Annotated in this window: 23 protein-coding genes; 15 read left to right on the top strand and 8 right to left on the bottom strand. The window is 48.5% G+C overall.

What is annotated here, in order from left to right; translation table 11 throughout:
- Positions 1-28 precede the first annotated feature (28 nt).
- The 3 genes from M0415_RS14130 (at position 29) to aroG (ending at position 3,050) form a co-directional block, all read left to right on the top strand.
- A complete protein-coding gene (locus M0415_RS14130; RefSeq protein WP_249556234.1) occupies positions 29-376 on the top strand; it encodes a hypothetical protein in 348 nt (115 codons plus the stop codon).
- A 118-nt stretch (positions 377-494) separates the two neighbouring features.
- A complete protein-coding gene (locus tag M0415_RS14125; protein WP_088210140.1) occupies positions 495-1,682 on the top strand; it encodes a tetratricopeptide repeat protein in 1,188 nt (395 codons plus the stop codon).
- Positions 1,683-1,991: 309 nt separating this feature from the next.
- On the top strand, positions 1,992-3,050 hold the full coding sequence (gene aroG / locus M0415_RS14120) for a 3-deoxy-7-phosphoheptulonate synthase AroG (RefSeq protein WP_249556233.1): 1,059 nt from the start codon (positions 1,992-1,994) through the stop codon (positions 3,048-3,050).
- Between the two features lie 50 nt (positions 3,051-3,100).
- On the opposite strand, the gene M0415_RS14115 is transcribed toward aroG, so the two are convergent.
- Positions 3,101-3,277, bottom strand: coding sequence for a hypothetical protein (locus M0415_RS14115; RefSeq protein WP_011624090.1), 177 nt, complete (start codon positions 3,275-3,277; stop codon positions 3,101-3,103).
- Between the two features lie 449 nt (positions 3,278-3,726).
- On the opposite strand from M0415_RS14115, the gene M0415_RS14110 reads away from it, so the two are divergent.
- A complete protein-coding gene (locus M0415_RS14110) occupies positions 3,727-5,523 on the top strand; it encodes an ABCB family ABC transporter ATP-binding protein/permease (protein ID WP_088210142.1) in 1,797 nt (598 codons plus the stop codon).
- 82 nt (positions 5,524-5,605) lie between these two features.
- Complete coding sequence (locus M0415_RS14105) at positions 5,606-5,863, top strand: hypothetical protein (RefSeq protein WP_088210143.1); 258 nt, start codon at positions 5,606-5,608, stop codon at positions 5,861-5,863.
- Between the two features lie 34 nt (positions 5,864-5,897).
- Here the strand turns inward: M0415_RS14105 and M0415_RS14100 are convergent, their stop codons facing one another.
- The 3 genes from M0415_RS14100 to M0415_RS14090 all read right to left on the bottom strand — a co-directional run bounded on the left by M0415_RS14100 (position 5,898) and on the right by M0415_RS14090 (position 8,344).
- Positions 5,898-6,104, bottom strand: a complete 207-nt coding sequence (locus M0415_RS14100; RefSeq protein ID WP_011718310.1) for a hypothetical protein — start codon at positions 6,102-6,104, stop codon at positions 5,898-5,900.
- Positions 6,105-6,248: 144 nt separating this feature from the next.
- Positions 6,249-7,739: an FMN-binding glutamate synthase family protein gene (locus M0415_RS14095; protein WP_220053889.1), complete on the bottom strand. Its 1,491-nt coding sequence runs from the start codon at positions 7,737-7,739 to the stop codon at positions 6,249-6,251.
- Positions 7,740-7,750: 11 nt separating this feature from the next.
- The gene (locus M0415_RS14090) at positions 7,751-8,344 is read right to left on the bottom strand and encodes a histidine phosphatase family protein (protein WP_249556232.1); all 594 of its coding nucleotides are present in this window, start codon (positions 8,342-8,344) and stop codon (positions 7,751-7,753) included.
- A gap of 170 nt (positions 8,345-8,514) precedes the next feature.
- On the opposite strand from M0415_RS14090, the gene M0415_RS14085 reads away from it, so the two are divergent.
- The 3 genes from M0415_RS14085 (at position 8,515) to M0415_RS14075 (ending at position 10,668) form a co-directional block, all read left to right on the top strand.
- Complete coding sequence (locus M0415_RS14085; RefSeq protein ID WP_249556231.1) at positions 8,515-9,123, top strand: DUF5610 domain-containing protein; 609 nt, start codon at positions 8,515-8,517, stop codon at positions 9,121-9,123.
- Between the two features lie 128 nt (positions 9,124-9,251).
- Positions 9,252-10,001, top strand: coding sequence for a ferredoxin--NADP reductase (locus M0415_RS14080; RefSeq protein ID WP_249556230.1), 750 nt, complete (start codon positions 9,252-9,254; stop codon positions 9,999-10,001).
- A gap of 70 nt (positions 10,002-10,071) precedes the next feature.
- Entirely contained in the window at positions 10,072-10,668 is a 597-nt protein-coding gene (locus M0415_RS14075) for a glutathione S-transferase (protein ID WP_011718305.1), read from the top strand.
- A gap of 6 nt (positions 10,669-10,674) precedes the next feature.
- On the opposite strand, the gene M0415_RS14070 is transcribed toward M0415_RS14075, so the two are convergent.
- The gene (locus M0415_RS14070) at positions 10,675-11,097 is read right to left on the bottom strand and encodes a hypothetical protein (RefSeq protein ID WP_220053885.1); all 423 of its coding nucleotides are present in this window, start codon (positions 11,095-11,097) and stop codon (positions 10,675-10,677) included.
- A 218-nt stretch (positions 11,098-11,315) separates the two neighbouring features.
- Between M0415_RS14070 and M0415_RS14065 the strand changes: the two genes are divergently transcribed.
- From M0415_RS14065 to M0415_RS14045, 5 genes are all read left to right on the top strand, one after another.
- Positions 11,316-12,323: a Fe(3+) ABC transporter substrate-binding protein gene (locus M0415_RS14065; RefSeq protein ID WP_249556229.1), complete on the top strand. Its 1,008-nt coding sequence runs from the start codon at positions 11,316-11,318 to the stop codon at positions 12,321-12,323.
- 77 nt (positions 12,324-12,400) lie between these two features.
- The gene (locus tag M0415_RS14060; RefSeq protein ID WP_249556228.1) at positions 12,401-14,035 is read left to right on the top strand and encodes an ABC transporter permease; all 1,635 of its coding nucleotides are present in this window, start codon (positions 12,401-12,403) and stop codon (positions 14,033-14,035) included.
- Entirely contained in the window at positions 14,032-15,081 is a 1,050-nt protein-coding gene (locus tag M0415_RS14055; RefSeq protein WP_220053882.1) for an ABC transporter ATP-binding protein, read from the top strand. The genes M0415_RS14060 and M0415_RS14055 overlap by 4 nt, the downstream gene beginning before the upstream one ends.
- A 139-nt stretch (positions 15,082-15,220) precedes the next feature.
- Positions 15,221-16,933, top strand: coding sequence for a gamma-glutamyltransferase (ggt, locus tag M0415_RS14050; RefSeq protein WP_249556227.1), 1,713 nt, complete (start codon positions 15,221-15,223; stop codon positions 16,931-16,933).
- Between the two features lie 206 nt (positions 16,934-17,139).
- The gene (locus M0415_RS14045; RefSeq protein ID WP_011624076.1) at positions 17,140-18,081 is read left to right on the top strand and encodes a Dyp-type peroxidase; all 942 of its coding nucleotides are present in this window, start codon (positions 17,140-17,142) and stop codon (positions 18,079-18,081) included.
- A gap of 64 nt (positions 18,082-18,145) precedes the next feature.
- On the opposite strand, the gene M0415_RS14040 is transcribed toward M0415_RS14045, so the two are convergent.
- The gene (locus M0415_RS14040) at positions 18,146-19,048 is read right to left on the bottom strand and encodes a LysR family transcriptional regulator (protein WP_011718298.1); all 903 of its coding nucleotides are present in this window, start codon (positions 19,046-19,048) and stop codon (positions 18,146-18,148) included.
- A gap of 103 nt (positions 19,049-19,151) precedes the next feature.
- On the opposite strand from M0415_RS14040, the gene M0415_RS14035 reads away from it, so the two are divergent.
- A complete protein-coding gene (locus M0415_RS14035; RefSeq protein WP_249556226.1) occupies positions 19,152-19,784 on the top strand; it encodes an NAD(P)-dependent oxidoreductase in 633 nt (210 codons plus the stop codon).
- Positions 19,785-20,007: 223 nt separating this feature from the next.
- Here M0415_RS14035 and argR read toward each other — a convergent pair whose 3' ends face one another.
- The gene (gene argR / locus M0415_RS14030) at positions 20,008-20,478 is read right to left on the bottom strand and encodes a transcriptional regulator ArgR (RefSeq protein ID WP_011624073.1); all 471 of its coding nucleotides are present in this window, start codon (positions 20,476-20,478) and stop codon (positions 20,008-20,010) included.
- A gap of 290 nt (positions 20,479-20,768) precedes the next feature.
- Here argR and mdh point away from each other — a divergent pair, with 290 nt between their 5' ends.
- Positions 20,769-21,704, top strand: coding sequence for a malate dehydrogenase (gene mdh, locus M0415_RS14025; protein ID WP_011718296.1), 936 nt, complete (start codon positions 20,769-20,771; stop codon positions 21,702-21,704).
- 80 nt (positions 21,705-21,784) lie between these two features.
- On the opposite strand, the gene M0415_RS14020 is transcribed toward mdh, so the two are convergent.
- On the bottom strand, positions 21,785-22,174 hold the full coding sequence (locus M0415_RS14020) for a thiol-disulfide oxidoreductase DCC family protein (RefSeq protein WP_249556225.1): 390 nt from the start codon (positions 22,172-22,174) through the stop codon (positions 21,785-21,787).
- Between the last annotated feature and the right edge of the window lie 4 nt (positions 22,175-22,178).

Raw genomic sequence — 22,178 nt, 5'->3', positions numbered from 1 at the left:
GCCATGCTGATACCACAAGGAGCGAATGATGCGCTTAAACTTTGATCTCACTGCACCACTCAGTCGCACCTGTTTGCTTGGGGGCATTCTGAGTACACTCTTAGCCTTGCCCGCTTTGGCTGGGCAAGTCGTAGTGACTCGCTCGGATGAGCCATTCGATGCCTTTGCCGTACGCGACCAAGTGCTAAAAGATTATGAATGGCAGGAATCTTTGAGAAGACAGGAGCAAATTCAAATTCTGCAGGCTCTGCCACTCGGTTGTATCGCCCAGGTAAAGCCTTACCGCTACTTTACTTGTGGTCAGGATAACTACCGCCCTTATCGTTATCAGCAGCAGGATGTGTATATCAAGGTTGACCCTCCGGTGCAGCGTTAACCCTTAAGCTGCCGCAATCCTTTGTGGCAGGCCGTTATTTTTTGTAACCATTTTATGACGTCTTTTTGGCCAAGTGTAATAAGCTCAAATAGGAGCCTTATGGTCTGGGGGACATCTCATGATACAACTGCGCACCATCTCTAGCGGCATTATCTGCTCATTATTACTTTTACTCTTATGGGGTTGCAGCTCGACAGCCCCAAAACCTAGTGATGATGAGATAGATGCCTTATTTGCAGATTCGTTGTTTAAATCTGTCAGTAATATTCCTAGCGTCGAGGATATTTTCAGCCTTCCACCTTCTGTGGCCGCCGATGTTAGGCGAGCCTACGACCGTTACAGCTTATCGACGAAAAACCCTATCGCGGTGCATGAATGGTTAGCCAGTTATATCAATGCCAATCAGCTCGGTGGCCACAGCGATTTTCACTATCAAGATAATTTGACTCAAACCGCCAGCGAAACCTACGCCCAGCGCGCGGGGAATTGTATGTCGCTGGTGGTGATGACATCGGCGCTAGCGGATGTGTTTAAAATTGGCACCGAGTTTCAGGATATTGCGATTGAACCCGTGTGGGACAAACAGGGCGAGTTTTATCTGATCAACGGCCATGTCAATCTACGCTTGCTACCCGCCGAGAGCGTGCACACTGTGTATGTGTCGGCTCATGCGATTCTGGTCGACTTTATGCCCGAGCGAGCTCTGCGGGGCTACAATAAAGTGCAAATTAATCGCCAGACCTTAACCAGCATGTTCTATAACAATATGGCCGCCGAATCCTTGGTCGAAGGGGATTTAGACCGCGCCTATGCGCTGATTAAAGCGGGCTTAAAATCTGGACACTTTATTCCTGCGCTCAACACCTTAGCCGTGATTTATCGCCACAAGGGCGATGAAAAGCGGGCCGAGCAAGTCTATCGCTATGCACTCAAATACGATGCCGATGATATGACGACGCTTTATAACTTGGCGGTGATTTTAGGTGATCAGGGCCGTTTAGAAGAGTGGGCGCAGGTCAATAAAGTGTTGGAGTTAGCGCGTATTCGTAATCCTTATTACTACTACGATATGGGTGAACAGGCCTATGACGAGCACCAATACAGCGAGGCGCTCGCTTGGTATCAAAGGGCCGTGGATAAAGCCGATTATCGGCATGAGTTTTTCTTTGGCCTGTCACGCACCTATTGGGCGCTGGGCGATGAAAAACGTGCCAAACTCAATATGGAAAAAGCCATGGCTCTGAGCCGCGAAGCCACAGATAAACATCGCTATCAGGCAAAACTGCAGGCCATGCAGCAACATTAATCCTTTACTCAACCTCCTTTGTTTGCGTCTGATTACTGGCAAAGGAGGTTTTTTATTTTTGGCTTTCGCTAGCACTTTGTTTTTTCGTCAAACACTACATCGACTTCAATGTGAGTATCATATTGAAATATTTGAATTTGTATTTTTTAAAAATATGTTAAAACAAGACGTTATAGCTGATTTTTTGAAATGGAGACAACTTGGTTGCATTAACGGCGCAGACTGGATAAATTGAACTCAGTATTGCAGTTGAGATCCCCTATTGCAGCGATAAAAATAGCCTAAACACGAGAGTTGGAGCAGTAAATTATGTATTACCAAAATGATGACGTTCGCATTAATGAAGTCAAAGAGTTACTTCCACCGATTGCGATTCTAGAACGATTTCCTGCTTCCGAAAACGCTGCTGCAACTGTGTTTAACGCCCGTCAAAGTATCCATAACATTCTCGCTCGCCAAGATGATCGTTTGTTAGTCGTCATTGGTCCTTGCTCAATCCATGATCCTAAGGCCGCATTGGAATACGGCCAGCGACTGGTTGCGCTAAGAGAACGTTATCGAGATCAGCTCGAAGTGGTGATGCGTGTTTATTTTGAAAAGCCGCGTACCACAGTGGGTTGGAAGGGACTCATCAACGATCCTTATATGGATAACAGCTTCAAACTGAACGATGGTTTGCGTACCGCGCGTAAACTCTTGGTCGATTTGAATGACTCTGGCATGCCTACCGCGGGTGAATTCCTCGATATGATCACCCCGCAATATGTGGCGGATATGATGTGCTGGGGCGCCATCGGCGCGCGCACCACAGAATCGCAGGTACACCGCGAATTGGCTTCTGGGCTGTCTTGCCCTGTAGGCTTTAAAAATGGTACCGATGGCACTATTAAGGTGGCAATCGATGCTATTGGCGCCGCGAATGCGCCGCACCACTTCTTATCGGTAACCAAATTTGGCCATTCGGCGATTGTGTCGACTAAAGGTAATCCCGATTGCCATATCATTCTGCGTGGCGGCCGTGAGCCTAATTACAGTGCCAGCCATGTGGCGCAGATCAGCGAACAACTGAAAAAGGCCAAGCTGGTCGACAACATAATGATCGACTTCAGCCATGCCAACAGCAGCAAACAATATCAACGCCAAATGGAAGTCGCGAACGATGTGGCCGAACAATTGGCTGCGGGTAATAAGGCGATTTTCGGTGTGATGGTCGAAAGCCACTTAGTGGAAGGGCGTCAGGATCTGATTGAAGGCCAGGCGTTATGCTACGGTCAGAGTATCACGGATGCCTGTATTGGTTGGGACGATACAGAGCGTTTACTCGCAGTGTTAAATCAGAGTGTTATCGAACGTCGTCAGCGGGTTTAATCGGATTTAAGACCAAAAATAAAGGCGCTATCCCGGCGCCTTTATTTTTATTATTTCTTGCTCATTTCGGCTAAGTATTCGTTAGCTTTGGCCAAGCTACCAAAAGCAGCAATCAGGTTATTTCTGCCTTTGTCCTGAATTTCTGGATTGCCTGATTCGATCATCATCCACACCCAAGTTTGGATCAGTGGTAATGGCGGGTATTGAACTTTAGCTGAATCCAACATAAAGCATCCTTTGATCTTGATTTATTTGAGTTATCTTTAATGTTATCGCAGAACGAGTGCGGAACTTGTTTGTACACACGGATCTGCGGCCAGATGTTTGCAAATCCTGCTGCTTGAAATCTTTAGTCCGAGGGACATTTTGGGTAAAACCGACAAAATAATCAACAGTCGAACCCTTGATGTTCTGGCCTATTTTAACGGTTACTGTTCTGATAAAGCCAAGCTTGTTTCAGAATTTTTTCACCTTAATATTCGCTTTGCGAACTCTCTGAGCGTAAGTCGTTAGCATGACATTTTTATTTCGGTAAGCCAGAGATATTTTGCCAAGCGGGCCGCTTTTTGTCTGTCAGAAAAATCTGATTGATTTTATTCAAACTTTCCCTGTTTGGTTTCGCCTTAACGTGCGCCATGCTGCTACAATTGAGCGACTTTGGCAAAGGTTTAGACATATGCGCCCAACACTGTATTTTGAAGGTCCCATCGATAAGCTCAATTGGCACGTGGTTAAGTTGCTCTGGCCTTATTTGCTCGAATACAAGGGCCGGGTGGCGTTAGCCATGTCTTGCCTTATCGTCGCTAAGCTTGCCAGCGTGGGTTTGCCTTTTATTCTGAAAGACTTAGTCGATACTTTGGATGCCAATAAAACCGCGCAGGCCTTGAGTGTGCCTATCGGATTAGTTTTAGCCTACGGCGCAGTGCGGCTATTAACAGTCATCACGGGCGAAATCCGCGACACCCTATTTGGCCGTGTCACAGAGCGGGCCATTCGCCGATTGGGCCTCGCGGTGTTCGACCACCTGCATCGACTCGATTTGGATTTTCACCTAGAGCGGCGCACGGGCGGCTTGTCGAGGGATATTGAGCGCGGCACCAGTGGCGTGAGCTTCTTGATGCGCTTTATGGTGTTTAACATAGTGCCGACCCTACTCGAAATCGCCATGGTTATTGGTATTTTCTTTTTTAATTATGGCATTGCCTTTGCCGCTATCACTTTTACCTCTGTGATGGCCTACATTTGGTTTTCGGTGGTGGCGACTGAGTGGCGCACCGAATACGTCCGTGATGCGGCCAAGGCCGACTCACTCTCCAACACCCGCGCCATCGACAGTCTGCTCAACTATGAAACCGTGAAGTATTTTAATAATGAGAAATATGAATCGGACCGTTATGACCAAGCCTTAGACCAATGGGAAGTGGCTAAACGTAAGAATCGTTTATCACTATTTGCCCTCAACGGTGGCCAAGCGCTGATTATCGCGTTGGCGATGACGGCGATGATGGCGTTAGCCGCCTATAAAGTGACTAATAATGAGATGACCTTAGGTGACTTTGTACTGATCAATGCCTTTATGATGCAGCTCTTTATGCCGCTCAACTTTTTGGGATTTGTCTACCGTGAAATCCGCGGAGCTTTAGCCAATATTGAGCGGATGTTCAGTTTGCTCGATAAGCACCCTCGCATAGTGGATAAACCCGATGCCTTAGACTTTGAGCCTAAGCGCGGCGAGCTCAGTTTTGAGCATGTGAGTTTTAGCTACGATGACAGGCCGATACTGCGCAACGTCAGCTTTAAGGTGGCGGCGGGGAAAAAAGTCGCGGTGGTTGGGGATAGCGGCGCAGGTAAATCTACGCTCATCAAATTGCTATTCCGTTTTTACGATGTGGAGCAAGGGCGCATTTTGATTGACGGGCAGGATATTCGTCAATTAACCCAGGATGCACTGCGCCGCGCCATTGCTATAGTGCCGCAGGATACAGTGTTATTTAATGATTCCTTAGTGGAGAACATTCGTTATGGCCGTCCCGATGCGACGGATGAAGAAGTGCGCCATGCCATCAAACTCGCACATTTAGAGCATTTTATTGCGTCGCTCTCCCAAGGTTGGGATACCAAAGTAGGTGAGCGGGGATTAAAGCTCTCGGGTGGGGAGAAACAACGCGTGGCCATTGCGCGGGCGATCTTAAAAGGCTCTCCGGTGTTAGTGTTTGATGAGGCTACATCCTCCCTCGACAGCCGTTCGGAACAGGCGATTCTGTCGGCACTGCGCGAGGTCGCCAAAGGGCATACCAGTTTAGTGGTGGCGCATCGGTTATCGACCATAGTCGACGCCGACCAAATCGTGGTCTTAAGCCAAGGGGAAATTGTCGAGCAGGGGAATCATCAGTCTTTACTGGCTCAGGATGGTCTCTACGCTAAGTTGTGGCGCATACAAAATGAGCAACAACAGCTTTCGGTAGAAGTGTAACAGCGTTGGGACAATTCAGTTTTTATTCAGGTTCGGCTCTCTATACTCGAATCCAAGCAAATAACGATAAGAGGTGCTTGGCATGGAAAATATGGCATTAAGAGTCAATATTGAAGGCAGAGAAGAGAAAGTAAGCACAGATTGGTTTGCGATTATGGCAACCCTTAAAAAGCGCGGTGTGGATTATGATTCGCTACAACGCATTCACGCAGAGTTAAACGCAGGCCTTAAAGTGACCACAAGACGTTTAACGCTGGCAAAAATGAATCAAGAACTTGAATTGGCAGGGATTATTCGTAGAACTAATGAATATAATGCGGATGTTCGTGGCCTGAATTAAGCGATGAGACAAACGAAATAGGGAATATAAGAAATTATATTCCCTTTGGTTTTCCAGCCTTCCAACCTTCACATAACAGATTGAATTTGGTGGTAGATTCGTCAATTTTAGTGAGTCGAATCACTTGGCCTTCACGAAAACACACTAATTCGCCTTCGATCTCAGTCAAGCGATTACAGCTCTTACAGCTAGTGCTGGCAGTTTTACTGTCTGGCATATGGCTTACAAAGCTTGCTTTCACAGTGTTTCCTTAACTTAATATGCAGTTGTTTAATCTCAAGCGCGTATCACGGATCTTACCCCTTTTGTGATACGTGTTCAAATTACCTTTTGCTAAATTAACTTTAGACGAAAGTCGTACGAAATGCATACAGTGTCAAGTTAACTATTGATTGATATGGGAATAGTACTTATCCAGCGAAACCGACAAGCCACTCTCGAGCACAATCCTCACATGGGACGGCTTGAGTTGCCTTGGCTCTGTCACGCCACAGGAGTGGGCGATCAGGGCTAAATCGTGGTGTAGGTTATGGTTATAATTAGCGACGCGAGTCGATTTGTCTCTAGGATCAAGACCTTGCTGGAGTTTCTTATTGTGAGTCGTGATACCCGTCGGACAGGTATCCTTGTTGCATTGCAGCGCTTGAATACATCCGAGGGCAAACATATTGCCACGGGCCGAGGCGATAAAGTCTGCACCCAAGGCGAGCGCCCAAGCAACCCTCGATGGCACTATGAGTTTGCCTGAGGCGATCACTTTTATGCGTTTACGCAGCCCTCGCTGAATTAAGATATTGACTAATATGGGTAAACTCTCTTTAAGGGGCAAGCCCACATAATCCATTAAGGGTTGAGGGGCGGCGCCCGTGCCGCCGTCAGCACTGTCTAAGGTAAAAAAGTCGGGGGCAGAGGCTTCGCCACGGCGCTCAATTTCATCGCAAAAATCTTCGAGCCATTGAACGTCCCCAAGTACGGCTTTAATGCCTGTGGGTTTACCCGTGACTTCACGTACTCTGGCAATCATATCCAGAATATCGCCCACATTTTTAAACTCGATATGACCATTGGGGCTAATGGAATCATGGCCCTGCGGGATACCGCGAATTTTGGCGATCTCCTCGGTGACTTTTATCCCCGGCAAGATACCGCCCTTGCCTGGTTTGGCTCCTTGGCTCATTTTGATTTCAAACATTTTAACCTCGGGGTGGGCGGCGATTTCTTTGAGCTTGTCATCGTCTAAATGGCCGTGCTCATTACGTACACCGTATTTAGCGGTACCAATTTGAAAGACTAAGTCGCAGCCACCTTTTAAATGGTAAGGGCTTAAGCCACCTTCTCCGGTATTTAACCAACATCCCGCCTGTGCAGCGCCGTGGGATAAGGCGGTGACGGCAGGGCGTGACAGGGCGCCGAAGCTCATGGCGGAGATGTGGCAAATGGCCTTAGTGGTGTAGGGCTCACGGCAATGGGGGCCAATGGTTTGAGGCAGAATTGGCGTGATATCTTCATCTTGTGTGGGAAAGGCGGTATTCATAAACATTATGGCGCCCGTGCTGTCTAGCGGGCGTGTCGAGCCAAAGGCGATGGTTCTGTCGACGTTTTTCGCGGCTCGATATACCCAGCTCCGCTCGGCTCGGTTAAAGGGCAATTCTTCCCTGTCCTGTGCGAAAAAGTATTGTCTAAAAAACTCGCCTTGTTTCTCAAATAAATACCGAAAGCGACCTATCACAGGGTAGTTGTGGCGCACGGCCTGCTTGGTTTGTAGCTTGTCGGCGATATACATATACACAATCGCTAGAACGACAAAGCCCACTAGGATTAAAAATAGCCCTGAGAAGAGATCCAGTCCCCACATAAACCAATTCAATTCTTGCATCTTGTTATCCTCTATTCGTGTCCATAACGGGTGGAGATAAGGCTCGCTGGCTGTCCATCATGGATGGAGAGTAAAAACAGCTGACTGTAATCATCTTCAGCGATGGTGGGGATTTCTGGGCCGCCAAGAGCCTTGATGATCAGTGGGACGGTATTGGAATGCCCCGCGATTAAGCTGTTACCTTTCACGGCATGTACTTGTTCAACGATTTGCTGGATATGGGCTTCGAGTGGTTTTTCGGCTGCGACTACAGTAATAGGCAGATGCCGCTCCGAAGACATAGGCAACAAGGTTTGCTGAGTTCTTTGATATTGGGTCGCGATCAGTTGCGAAATCTGCGTCCTTTGCAAGGCGCCAATCAGCGCGAGGGCACGTGTACGACCATCATCGGAAAGGGACGGATCGCCTGCTGGAGCGTCGGCTTTTTCGGCATGCCTTACCAAAATAATCAATCGATTATCGGCAAAAGCTTGATTGATGGGGCTGAGTCCTATGCTGGTAAAGAGTAACAGACCTAACAGTAGAGTGTGTGATAGCCGAAGTTTATTTAAGCGGATGGTTCGCAAGGAGTGAGTAACCACTGCTAGCCATTGGGGAGTTGCCATGCCGTATATCCTTATCTGATGAGCGCATGCAAGTGCGACGCTGAGGCGAATAAATTCATTATGGGTATCATTGCCTTAGATTGTGATGGTACTGCAATTGAGAAAAATACTAAAGTTGCTCAAATTTTGGTCGATAATAGAGTCACCCCAAATTGAATGGATTTTGTATCATGGAAATCAACAACCCTGCACAGGTACAGAGCGCTTCTTCGTCCCACCGCAAGTATGCCGAAAACGTACCTGCCACTGCTGAAAAGACGAAAAATGTGGAAGCGCCCGGCAAACAAACTGCGTATCAAACCAGTAAGCAGTTAATGAATCAGGCGATTCTGTCGGCGCAGGAGGAAGTGAGTTTAAAGTCCGGTGATCAATCCATGGCGTTACTTTATCGCGCGGCAATTGAAGCGATAGATAAAGAATTAGCGCCTTCGATGGGGCCAAATTCGACTCAAGCTAACTATGACAATCAGGTCGATTATTCCCCCGAGGCAACGGCTGGTCGGATTGTGAGTTTTGCGACCCAGTTTTTTAGCATTCACCAACAGCAAAATTCGAATATGAGTTTGGATGAGCAGCTCGACAGTTTTATGAACATCATAGGCGGCGCTATCGACAATGGTTTTAAGGAGGCTCGAGATATTTTGTCTGGCCTTAAAGTGTTGCAAGGGGATATTGCCGATGGCGTCGATAAAACCTATGGTTTAGTGCAAGAAGGATTGCAGGCCTTTAGGGATAGCTTCAATAAAAAACCAGATGAGACACAAACGGCTAGCGCTTAATGCCTCGCACTTAACGCTCAATGCAGTTCCATCCTTCTTGTTTTAAGCCCCTTGCAATAAGGGGTTTTTGTTGTGCAGATAACAGTCTATGCTAGGGATCTATTTAACGTTTTGCTTGAGGGCGAGTTATGTGGACTAGGGGACGGGTTATCGAACGTATTGATTGGAGTGATAAATTATTTTCGCTGCGGATAGCGGCCGAACTGGCGCCCTTTATTCCGGGTCAATTTATTAAACTCAGCCAAGTACAAGATGATAAGCGTGTCGCCAGAGCCTATTCCCTCGTGAATTCCCCCGATAAACCCTATGCTGAAATCTTGGCTGTCGCCGTAGAAGAAGGGCTGTTATCCCCACAATTACAAAATCTTGCCATAGGGGATGAAATTGAGATCACCCCAACCGCCACAGGCTTTATGACTTTAGATGAGATCCCTAAGGGAGCAGCGCAAGGCCGGCACTTATGGTTGTTAGCAACGGGGACGGCCGTGGGGCCATTCTTATCTATGCTCGATACGGCCGAGCCTTGGCAGCGTTTCGAAAAAGTCGTGCTTGTCTATGGTGTCCGCGAAGCTAAAGACTTAGCCTACCTTGATAAATTAAAGGCTTATGCCGCGCAATATCCTGATCAGTTTATCCTGTGTTTAACCGTCACCCGTGAAAAGGTCGACGATGCACTGCAATGCCGTATTCCCGATGGTCTCGTCTCGGGCGAAATTGAGCGTAAAGTGGGGTTAACTATCAATGCCGCGGATTCGCAGGTGATGATTTGTGGTAATCCGGGGATGATCAGCGGCGCGCAGGCAGCCTTGCTCGACAAGGGATTAGCTAAAAACCTACGCCGCGCTCCGGGACAAATTACCGTCGAGAAGTATTGGTAATCATTTGAGTGTTAATGACAAATAATTAGTCTTAATCGTTTTAATGTCAGTCATATAGAAGGATTTTTTGATGAAGTTGCTCTGCTCCCTCGCTTCACCCTATGCTCGCTGTGTTCGCACATTAATCCGTTATTTAGGGATTAAGGATATCGAAGAAGTTTTAGTCAATCCGATGGAAAACACCGCCGAGCTGCTCGATGTTAACCCGCTTGGGCAGATCCCTTGCCTCATCACCAACGATGGCGTACCTATCTTCGATAGCGAAGTGATTATGCGCTATTTAGACGCCGAATTAGGTGAGCAGCAGATGTTTGGTGGCCAAGTAAATAATTGGGTATTGCAATGCCAGTATTCGATGATCAAAGGGCTGATCGACAGTGCGGTAAAATTGCGCCAAGAACAAATGCGTGAAGAAGAAGGGGTGAGGTCGGCCTTTTGGACATCGCGTTTTGAGCAAGCGCTTCTGCGAGGTTTGATGCAAATGGAACATCAGAGCGTGATCACTCAGGCAACGATTCAGGCACCGCAATTAGCCTTAATTTGCTTATTAGATTATGTGGATTTCAGACATCCAGAACTCGATTGGCGTAAAGTGGCTCCCGCGACCTCGCTCTGGTTTAGTGAGATGCGCGATCTCCCCGCGTTTGTGGAAACTCGCCCAGCGTAAAAGGCATTAGTGGTCTGTTGAGCGGCGGCCTCTATGGGTCTCACGGCGATTATGTTCACCAAACGCGCCGTAGAGATCCTTAGTTATGCCGTAATCGACTCTGCGGTCGTTACCCGTTTGGCGTCTATCGTCATAGTGTTGATAGCGGCACTGACAATTGGCCATAGTGCATTCTTCCATCGGGAGTTCAGGGGCTTCCTTTGACAGAAAACGTTTCCCTTTGAGCTCATCTACCTGCTCACAACAACTGCCATCATTTTCGATGCTGACGCAATGGAAGCGCCTTTCTTGCCCTGCAAGCCGTTGATTTTTCTTTTTCGCGTTATCCATGAGTTTGACAAAATGCTTGCGCTTTTTAGGCCCCCGTTTGAGCACCATAAACGCGAGTAGCGCTATCACGACGACAAGCAGCAGTAACGCGCCTAACATAACGCCTCCTCATGTATTTTAAGCGAATTAAGGTTCAGTTTAGTTTGGTTTGAGATAATCTCCAGTTTTAAGTTTAATTTCATTAAAAACAAAAAGTTAATCAATCTATTGCCCTAGTTCATTTGATCTATTACTCTTGCGCAACTGATAACTATTATCATTAATAGTCTTAAGAATTGACTCACGCTTGATGTCATCATTTTGAGGAGAAATCGCTAATGAAATGGGTAACTTGTGCCGCTTTACTTGGGTTAATGTCGGTTGCGCAGTCTGCACATGCGGATGAAAAATTAACGGTTTATTCCTATCGCCAAGCGTTTTTGGTTGAGCCTATTCTGAAGCGTTTCACCGATGAAACTGGCATTGCTGTGAATGTAGTATTTGCGAAAGACGGTATTGCCGAGCGGATCGCCCGTGAAGGACGCTTATCCCCCGCTGATTTAGTGTTAACTTCAGATTTCTCTCGCTTGGTTGAATTAGTCGACAAAGACCTGACTTCTCGCGTGAAAAGTGAGCAGCTTAATAGCAATATCCCCGCGCAATACCGTGATCCCGATGGACAATGGTATGCCTTAACGATGCGTGTGCGTAATCTCTATACGGCAAAAGATCGCCTCGGCCCACAAGCCATCAGCTACGAAGAACTGGCCGATCCTAAGTACAAAGGCAAGATCTGTACGCGCAGTGGTAAGCATCCTTACAACATCGCCTTAGTCGCGTCGATGATCGCCCACCACGGTGAGGCCGACACTAAGACTTGGTTGCAAGGTGTGAAAACCAACTTAGCACGCAAGCCTCAAGGTAACGATAGGGCGCAGGTGAAGGCGGTTAAAGAAGGCTTGTGTGATATCGCCATCGGCAATAGCTACTACTACGGCAATATGTTGCAAGATCCAGAGCAAAAGAGCTGGGCAGAGGCTGTGGCAATTAACTTCCCGAATCAAGCCGATCGCGGTGCCCATGTGAACGTGTCTGGTATGGTGCTGACTCGCCATGCGCCGAATAAAGACAATGCCATCAAGTTGATGGAGTTCCTGTCTGCGGATGTGGCACAAAAAGCCTATGCCGAAGTAAACATGGAATATCCGGTGAAAGCTGATGTCGCGCCTTCAACCTTGGTCGCCTCGTGGGGCGAGTTTAAATCCGACCAATTACCGATTTTCAAGCTGGCGGAATACCACCAAGCGGCGGTGAAATTGTTAGATGAAGTTCAGTTCGATCTCTAGCTGAGCGGTTATAGCAACTAGAAATAGTAAAAGTGAAAAGTGCGCCTTAATTGGCGCACTTAGGTTAAAGGATCCACATGATTTTAGGATTAGCCAGAAGCTGGTCGCTTACTGGTTATGCCATAGCCGCGCTACTGGTGTTACCCCTCTTTGCGTTAATTCTTCAGGCGGCGCAGCCCGATGAGGCCGTCTTTGGTCATCTGCTCTCCACCGTACTACCCACCTACATCTCCAACAGCCTATGGTTGATCCTGTGGGTGAGTATTGGCTCACTCTTGCTGGCATTGCCCTGCGCTTGGTTGATGGCGCGCTGTGAGTTTGTCGCTAGGCGTTATCTGCAATGGGCCTTATTGCTGCCCTTGGCCATGCCAGCCTACATAGTCGCCTACGTGTATACCGATTTACTCGATTACGCAGGCCCAGTGCAAACAGGGCTTCGCTCAGTGTTTGGTTGGAGTTCGCCGCAGGCTTACTTTTTCCCCGATATCCGTACCTTAGGCGGCGCGGCGTGCGTGTTGTCGCTGGTGCTCTTTCCCTATATTTATCTGTTGGCGCGCACCGCGTTTATGGAGCAATCCCTAAGCTTGGCCCACGCTTCGAGGATTATGGGCTGCTCGCCGTGGCAGAGTTTTTGGCGTTTATCCTTACCTATGGCAAGGCCCGCTTTGGCCGTGGGCGTGGCCTTAGTGGCGATGGAGACCGCGGCGGATTTTGCCACAGTTAACTACTTTGCCGTACCCACCTTGACCACAGCCGTGTATGACACTTGGCTGGGTTATGGCAATTTGACAGCGGCGGCTAAGCTTTCGGCCATTATCCTCTTGGTCGTGTTTAGCTTGATTGGAATGGAACGCTTTGCCCGCCGTAAACAGCAGCTATTCCAAAAACAGTCCCGTATTCAAGCCAGCGATTTATATCGGCTCTCACCAATGCAAACCCTGCTTGCCCTCGGCTATTGCATCACCTTGTTACTGCTGGCCTTTGTACTGCCAAGCGGCATTTTACTCTCCTATGCCATCGATTATTTTGAGCAGAGCTGGGATCCGATTTTCTGGCAATTGAGTGTGAATAGCTTGAGCCTCGCACTTATTACTAGCCTAGTGTGCTGCGCGATTGCATTGATATTGATGTTCATCCGCCGCGTGAGCCCAAGGTCGAGCGATGCGCTGCCATCACGCTTGGCATCGACTGGCTATGCCTTGCCTGGCACAGTGCTGGCGATTGGCGTGCTGGTGCCGTTAACCCTGCTCGATTTTGCGATTAATGACGTAGCCGATTGGTTGGGGATGACAGGCCCAGGGCTCCTGCTTACGGGCAGTACGGTCGCACTGGTTTTTGCCTTTTGTGTGCGCTTTGTGGCTATTGCGATTGGCAGTGTGGAGACCAGTTATAAACGTATTTCGCCGTCACTGGACATGGTGAGCCTGACCTTAGGGCAAAGCCCTCGACGTTTGCTCCAAAGAGTGCATCTGCCGCTGCTCACCAAGGGATTATTTGCTGGGGCGCTACTGGTGTTTATCGAAAGCATGAAAGAATTACCGGCGGCATTGTTGCTGCGGCCTATAGGGTTTGAGAATCTCGCCACCTATGTTTTCCAGTTTGTCTCAGACGAAAAGCTTGAACATGGCGCCTTGCCCGCCATTGTGATTGTGCTCGTGGGCTTAGTCCCACTGATTTATTTAAACCGTTCCTTGGAGCAAGATAGCCGATGACCAGCACCCTCAATCTTCATCAAGTTCATAGCGATTATCAGGGCCAACAGGTACTCAAAGGCTTAGATTTAACCCTTGCTCAAGGGGAAATCCTTGCGCTGTTAGGCCCAAGTGGCTGCGGCAAAACCACTTTGCTCAGGGCGGTGGCTGGATTGCAGGCCATCAGCCAAGGTGAAATTCAAATTAATGGCAAGACCGTCAGCGGTGCGGGGCAATTTGTGCCGAGTGAGCAACGGGGGATAGGGATGATCTTCCAAGACTATGCCTTGTTCCCCCATTTGACCGTCGCCGAGAATATTCTCTTTGGCGTAGCAAAATTAACGGCTACGCAGCGCAAGGCGCGCTTGGATGACATGCTTGCCCTAGTGAAACTCGAAGGTTTAGCCAAGCGTTATCCCCATGAGTTGTCCGGTGGGCAGCAGCAGCGGGTGTCGATTGCCCGCGCGCTTGCCTATGAGCCGCAATTACTGTTACTCGATGAGCCTTTTTCGAATATCGATGCCCAAGTGCGCCACAGCATGATGGCGGAGATCCGCAGCATTCTCAAACAGCGTAATGTCAGCGCCGTATTTGTGACTCACAGTAAGGACGAAGCCTTCGTCTTTGCCGATACCTTGGCCATTTTTAACCAAGGTGTGATAGTGCAGCATGGCCGCGCCGAAGACTTATACGCTGCGCCTAATAGCCGCTATGTGGCGGATTTTCTGGGCAGTGGCAACTATCTACCTGCCGAAGTGCTCGATGGTCATAGTGTTGCCACCCCGATTGGCGAGCTGCGCAGCCTGACGCCCTTGTCGCAATCCCATGCTTTCAATGGCCAAGTGTTTTTGCGGCCACAGCAATTGGCGCTCAGCGCCGATGATGCGGGCGTAGGCACTATTACCGAGCGGCGCTTCCTCGGGGCATTTTGCCATTACTGGGTGAAAGTCGAGGCGGCGTCCCACGCCCATTATGTCGAAGTGCGTAGCCAAATCATGCAGTTGAATGTCGGACAGCGAGTGGGATTAAGCACTGAGCCACATTCCCTGGTGCTATTTGAATCTTAAGCAGACTGTAGAGGATATGTCACTGTATCAGCATAAAGTATGACATTTTTGCTTACGTTTAACTTGGGCAAAAAAACGCTAGATTGCTGATATTTTCAGCCTTCCTTGTTACCTTAATTCCTCCAGAGTGGGAGGAATTATGATAAAAACAATAAAATCAATTTGTACCTTAGTCACAGTGGCGACAGCAATGTCGTCATCGGGAGTGTTGGCCATGGATAGGATCACGGGTAAAGCCTTTGCGACGCGCTCAGAAGTGTATGCCACCCATGGGATGGCGGCGACCAGCCAACCGCTAGCGACTCAGGTGGCGATTGATGTATTAAAACAGGGCGGCAGTGCCGTGGATGCGGCAATTGCCGCCAATGCCATGTTGGGTTTAGTCGAGCCTACTGGGGCCGGGGTTGGTGGTGATTTATTTGCCATCGTCTGGAGCGCTAAAGATAAAAAGCTCTATGGTCTCAATGCTTCGGGTCGTAGCCCCAAATCCTTAACCCTAGAGAAGCTTAAATCCCTCGGACTAGATTATTTACCGCCCTTTGGGCCGCTGCCCGTATCGGTTCCCGGTGCGGTGGATGGATGGTATGAGCTGCACGATAAGTTCGGCAAACTGCCTATGGCCGATAATTTAGCCCCAGCGATTCGTTATGCCCGCGAAGGTTTCCCCGTTTCTGAGCTGATTGCCTATTACCTTAATGGCAGTGGTAAAAAACTCGGTCAGTTCCCCGGTTTTAAAGAAACCTATATGCCCAATGGTAAAATGCCTGCGGTAGGGGAAATCTTCAAAAATCCTGCATTAGCAAACACCTACGAGAAAATTGCCAAGGGCGGTCGCGATGCCTTCTACAAGGGCGATATCGCCAAGAGCATAGATAAATACATTAAGGCGCAAGGCGGTTACCTCAGTTATGAAGACCTCGCCAGCCATACTAGCGACTGGGTTGAACCCGTATCGGCCAACTACCGTGGCTACGATGTGTGGGAACTGCCGCCCAACGGGCAGGGGATTGCTGCACTACAGATCTTAAAAACCATGGAGCCCTTCGATGTCGCGGCCATGGGCTTTAACAGCCCCGAATACGTGCATTTATTTGTAGAGGCCAAAAAACTCGCCTTTGCCGACCGCGCGAAATTCTATGCCGATATGGCCTTTAACAAAGTGCCAGTTAAAGAGTTGACTTCGGAAAAATACAATTACGATCGCGCCAAACTTATTGACTTAAACAAGGCGGCTAAGAGTGTCGATGCGGGGAATCCTGCGCTGCAACATGGGGATACTGTGTATCTCACCACTGCTGATAAAGACGGCAATATGGTGTCGCTGATCCAGAGTAACTATCGCGGTATGGGCTCGGGTATGACGCCACCGGATCTCGGCTTTGTATTACAGGATCGCGGGCAGATGTTCGATCTCACCGAAGGTCGTTTCAACACTTATGCGCCGGGTAAGCGTCCCTTCCATACCATTATTCCCGCCTTTGTGACTAAAGACGGTAAACCTTGGCTGAGTTTTGGCGTGATGGGCGGTGCAACACAGCCGCAAATGCACGCGCAGATTATTGTTAATCTGATTGATTTTAAAATGAACTTGCAAGAAGCGGGCGATGCCCCCAGAATTTTGCACACAGGTTCGACCGAGCCTACGGGCGAGGTGATGAATGACGGTGGCTATGTAAGCTTAGAATCAGGCTTCCCCGTTGAAACTCGCCGTGAGCTAATTAAGAAAGGCCATGTGCTACGCGATGGGCTCGGCGATTTTGGTGGATATCAAGCCATTGGTTTTAATGCCGAAACGGGCGTTTACCGCGGCGCATCAGAGAGCCGTAAAGATGGTTATGCCGCAGGTTACTAAGGCATAATTCGCCTTTGGCGTTATGAGCGCCGAAACTTGCGTAAGACGAATTGACGAGGCGTAATGGCCTCGTCAATTTTTATATTCCAGTCTACAAACGTGTTTACATTACAAAGACGGACAAACTGTGCGTTACTTAATGTCATTTTCAGGTAAAGTTGCGGATAATATTGCCGAAAATGAATCGACAAAAGGGTGATAACCAGATGGATATTCAAAATATGCCGCGTGAACAGTTGGGTGTGTGTGCAGAGGGAAACTTACATAGCGTCTATTTGATGTTTAATGCGAGCGACAACGATAACGTTGAATCGCAATTGCGTCCCTGTATTGCCAACGTTGCGCAGTATATTTATGAGTTGACGGATCAATATTCCGACAGCGCATTCAATGGTTTTGTGGGCATTGGTGCCAACTATTGGGACAGCCTCTATCCCGATGCTCGCCCCGAGATGCTCAAGCCATTCCCAGCAATGCAAGCGGGTAACCGTGAGGCGCCTGCGATCGAATACGATCTGTTTGTGCATATTCGCTGCGACCGCTATGACATTTTGCATTTAGTCGCCAACGAAATCAGCCAAATGTTTGAAGACTTAGTCGAGTTAGTCGAAGAGGAGCGCGGCTTTAGATTTATGGATAGCCGCGACTTAACAGGCTTTGTCGATGGCACTGAAAATCCGAAAGGGCGTCATCGTCAAGAGGTTGCCTTGGTTGGGGATGAAGATCCTGAATTTAAAGGCGGCAGCTACATTCACGTGCAAAAGTACGCCCACAACTTGAGTAAGTGGCATAGATTACCGCTTAAAAAGCAAGAAGATATTATCGGTCGCACCAAGCAAGACAACATCGAATACGAGTCGGAAGATAAGCCATTAACCAGCCATATCAAGCGGGTAAACCTCAAGGATGACAACGGCAAGTCGATTGAGATTTTGCGCCAGAGCATGCCTTACGGTTCGCTCAAGGAGCAAGGGCTGATGTTTATTTCAACCTGCCGTACGCCAGAGCACTTCGAGAAGATGCTCCACAGCATGGTGTTTGGTGATGGCGCGGGTAACCACGATCACTTGATGCACTTTACCAGTGCCTTGACGGGTTCTTCTTTCTTCGCCCCAAGCTTAGATTTTTTGATGCAGTTCGATAATTAAGCCTTCGCAAATCGCAATTCAACGCACTGAGCCTTAAAGCATCAGTGCGTTTTTGTTTGTGGGCTTAACTCGCCGTCGTCCACTTGCTGAGATCCTGCTGCCACTGCTGGGCGGTAAAATCGATAAAGGCGCGCACCAGCGCTTGTTGATAACTGCGGGAGAGATACACAGCCCAGAGGGTTTGCCCTGGTGCCGTGTATTCGGGGAGCACTTCTTGTAGTTGGCCGCTGGCCAGATAGGGATTGGCTAAGTCGCAGGGCAAGTAGGCAATGCCATGCCCGCGCAATGCGGCGCTGACAAGCACTCCCATTTCATTGGCCATCAGATTCCCCATAGGTTTAATCAGCTCACTCTGTTGCTCCTTGAGGAGCTGCCAATGTTGCTGCGAGCTATGGATAAGGCAATTATGGCTGAGCAGATCGTTAGGGACGGTTAGCGGCTCGGCTTGAGCCAAGTAACTGGGCGCGGCGCACAGCACGGCATCTATGCTCATCAGTTTGCGGGCAATCAAATTCTCATCGGGTTGCTCGGTATAGCGCAGTGCCACGTCCACCCGCTCATCCACCAACTGGGCAAAACTGTCCGACATTAACAGTTGAATATTGACCTTAGGGTGCAATTTTATAAAGCGATCGACCACATCAAACAGACTGTGTTGCCCAAGCCCGACGGGCGTAGCAATACGAATACTGCCAACTAATTCGGTGTTATGACTATGGGCGCGGCTTTCCATTGCGGCGACTTCGCTCAGCACCCGCTGACAATATTGCAGGGCTTCTTCCCCCTGCAGAGTGAGGCTGACGCTGCGGGTCGTGCGGTGTAGTAAGCGTAGACTCAGCCACTGCTCAATTTCTTGAATATGACGTGAAACCTGTAGGCGACTGAGATCGAGGTGTTCTGCGGCCTTAGTAAAGCTGCCACAGTTGGCCACTTCGATAAAGCTGCGCATGGCGGCGATTTTATCCATTAGTATCTCAATCTGAAACAATCATGCTCATTTATCGATATTTATCACGTGAAGTGTCGCAAGTAAACTGGTCTCAATTTAAATCAGTAGCGAGACTTATCAAATGAAAATTGCAGTATTAGGTGCATCAGGTTGGATTGGCGGAACCATTTTTAACGAGGCGCTGAGCCGTGGTCATGAAGTGGTTGCCTTAGTGCGTGACCCAAGCAAGCTTGGCGAAACAGCGGCAGAAGTGCGTAGTGTTGACCTGACTCAGCCATTGGAAGCCGACACATTTGCAGGTGTCGATGTAGTGATTGCCGCAGTGGGTGCGCGCGCCGAGCAGAATCACGGCTTAGTGGCAAAAACGGTCAATAATCTATTAGCCGTATTGCCACAGGCAAAAGTGCCTCGTCTGCTTTGGGTTGGTGGTGCAGGTAGTTTAGAAGTGGCGCCGGGAGTGACTTTGGTTTCAAGTCCAGATTTCCCACCGGCCTATAAGGACGAAGCCTTGGCTCAAGGTGAAGCATTAAAGGCATTTCGCGCCGCCAATACTATGGTTAACTGGACTTTTGTTAGCCCAGCAGCAGAAATTTACCCTGGTGCTAGCGAAGGCCCTTACCGTTTAGGTGGCGATAGCTTCTTTACCGATGCGAATGGTCAGAGCAAGATTTCAGTAGCCGACTACGCCAAAGCGATGCTCGATGAAGCGGAAAACGCGGCGCATCTCAATCAAAGGATCAGTGTGGCTTACTAAGGTTATAGATGCTGGTCAGCGACTAATGTCGATGAGTTAAGGTCAATAAGCTAAGGTTTGTGAGCTCGGGGTGACGAGTCTTTGTTCCAAGCAAGCGTCATTCAAGCCAACAGATAGGTCTTATGCTGTAACGTAATCGGGACACTAGCCCTGAAACGAGGGCAATGTTGGACTGAAAAGCGTACAGATAAAAGAGAACAGGTCAGCAAGCTGACCTGTTTTTTTATTCTGCGTAGTTGAATAAAGATTTGATGGTTTCCAAGGTATCGGCGATATCTTGGATGCTGGATGGACAAATAAAGATAGTATCGTCTCCGGCAATGGTCCCCAAAATCCCTTCTGGCTTACCGATGGAATCCAATAAACGGGCAATTAATTGCGCTGCGCCAGGGCTGGTGCGAACGACAATCATCGCTTGGTTATGGTCAACATCGAGCACTAAGTTCTTTAACGGGCTGCCTGCGGTAGGCACGCCTAGTTCAGCGGGTAAGCAATAAACCATCTCCTGCTTAGCGTTGCGGGTGCGTACGGCACCGAACTTGCTGAGCATCCGAGACACTTTCGATTGGTTAATATTGCTAAAGCCTTCTGCTTGTAAAGCGGCGACAATTTCACTCTGGGAGCCAAAGCGCTCCTCTTTTAAAATCGCCTTAAAAATTCTAACAAGGTCATCCTGATTCTTGGTCGTTTGCATAGTCTTATTCTTTATTCAAAAAAACAGGCGTATTTTGAATAGTTTTGGTCAAAGTGTCAACAAATAACCATTATGACTGAATAAAAATGCAATTAACGGATGGCTAGATAGCCGTGTTGTCGATATTGATATTGAACTAGAGTAAATATTCAACATTGGAATGCTCAGTTTCGCTAAAACTTTGTCTCCACGACTAAGGGATAATTGAAATTAACGTGACATTCCAGTAATGTGACGCCAACGGAAATTAGATCCATGTCACACATATCCGAGAAATAACGGAGATAACTATGAAAGTTGCTGTACTTGGTGCTGCTGGTGGTATCGGCCAGGCTCTCGCCCTACTGTTAAAAACTCAATTACCTGCGGGTTCTAAACTGTCTCTATACGATATCGCACCGGTTACTCCGGGTGTTGCGGTTGACTTGAGCCACATCCCTACTGCGGTTGAAATCAAAGGTTTTGCTGGTGAAGATCCAACGCCTGCACTGGAAGGTGCTGACGTTGTTCTAATTTCTGCTGGTGTTGCGCGTAAGCCTGGTATGGATCGTTCAGATCTGTTCAACATCAACGCAGGTATCGTTCGTAACCTGATCGAAAAAGTGGCAGTGACTTGCCCTAAAGCCTTAGTGGGTATCATCACTAACCCAGTAAACACTACTGTTGCTATCGCAGCAGAAGTGTTGAAGAAAGCCGGTGTTTACGACAAGAACCGTCTGTTCGGTGTGACGACTCTGGACGTTATCCGTTCTGAAACTTTCATCGCTGAATTAAAAGGCTTAAACGTTGCTGACGTTAAAGTGAATGTTATCGGCGGCCACAGCGGTGTGACTATTCTGCCATTACTGTCTCAAGTTGAAGGCGTGACTTTCTCTGATGAAGAAGTCGCTTCTCTGACCAAGCGTATCCAAAACGCGGGTACTGAAGTGGTTGAAGCTAAAGCCGGTGGCGGAAGCGCGACTCTGTCTATGGGTCAAGCGGCTTGCCGTTTCGGTATGTCTCTGGTTCGTGGTCTGCAAGGCGAAGCTAACATCGTTGAATGTGCTTACGTTGACGGCGGCAGCGAGCACGCTGAATTCTTCGCTCAACCAGTGCTGTTAGGCAAAAACGGTATCGAAAAAGTACTGCCTTACGGTGAAGTGAGCGCATTCGAAGCTAACGCCCGTGATTCTATGTTAGATACGCTGAAAGGCGATATCAAACTAGGCGTTGATTTCGTTAAGTAATCTATCTGGATTATGAGAGAACGGAGCCTAATGGCTCCGTTTTTTTATGCGCTAAATGTGAGTCCATACTTGGGGCAAAGTTACTTAGGCAGTTGGCATTGGCTGTCGCAGCGCGCCTTGCCCGTCAGTAAGTAAGAGATGCGGTATCTGTGCTTGGCGAATCTCAGGTAGCACCAATCCGCGATGGGTTTGATAAGCGGTAAGCGTAGCACTTGTACCCAAGGGCGAGTGCCTGTGAGCGCCCATGCTTTGCTGGTGACATCGAGCCCTAGCAAAATCTCTCCCGTCGCCGTCTCACCATGCAGAATGGTGTTGGCGTAGTCTTTATCTATATAGCTGAATCGAGAGCTGAAATTGTCAGCATTAAGATTCACAAGTTCGATGCGATCATCGGGATCGCGCGCTTTAAGCTGACGCATTTCGGCGCTACATAAAGGGCAATTGGCGTCGTAAAAAATTCGCAGTTCCATAGGG

It is taken from the genome of Shewanella sp. 10B (genome assembly GCF_023475885.1).
GTDB classification, from domain to species: Bacteria; Pseudomonadota; Gammaproteobacteria; order Enterobacterales; family Shewanellaceae; genus Shewanella; species Shewanella mangrovisoli.
The sequence above is the reverse complement of the archived record's forward strand: the minus strand, read 5'-3'. Positions and strand labels throughout refer to the sequence as shown.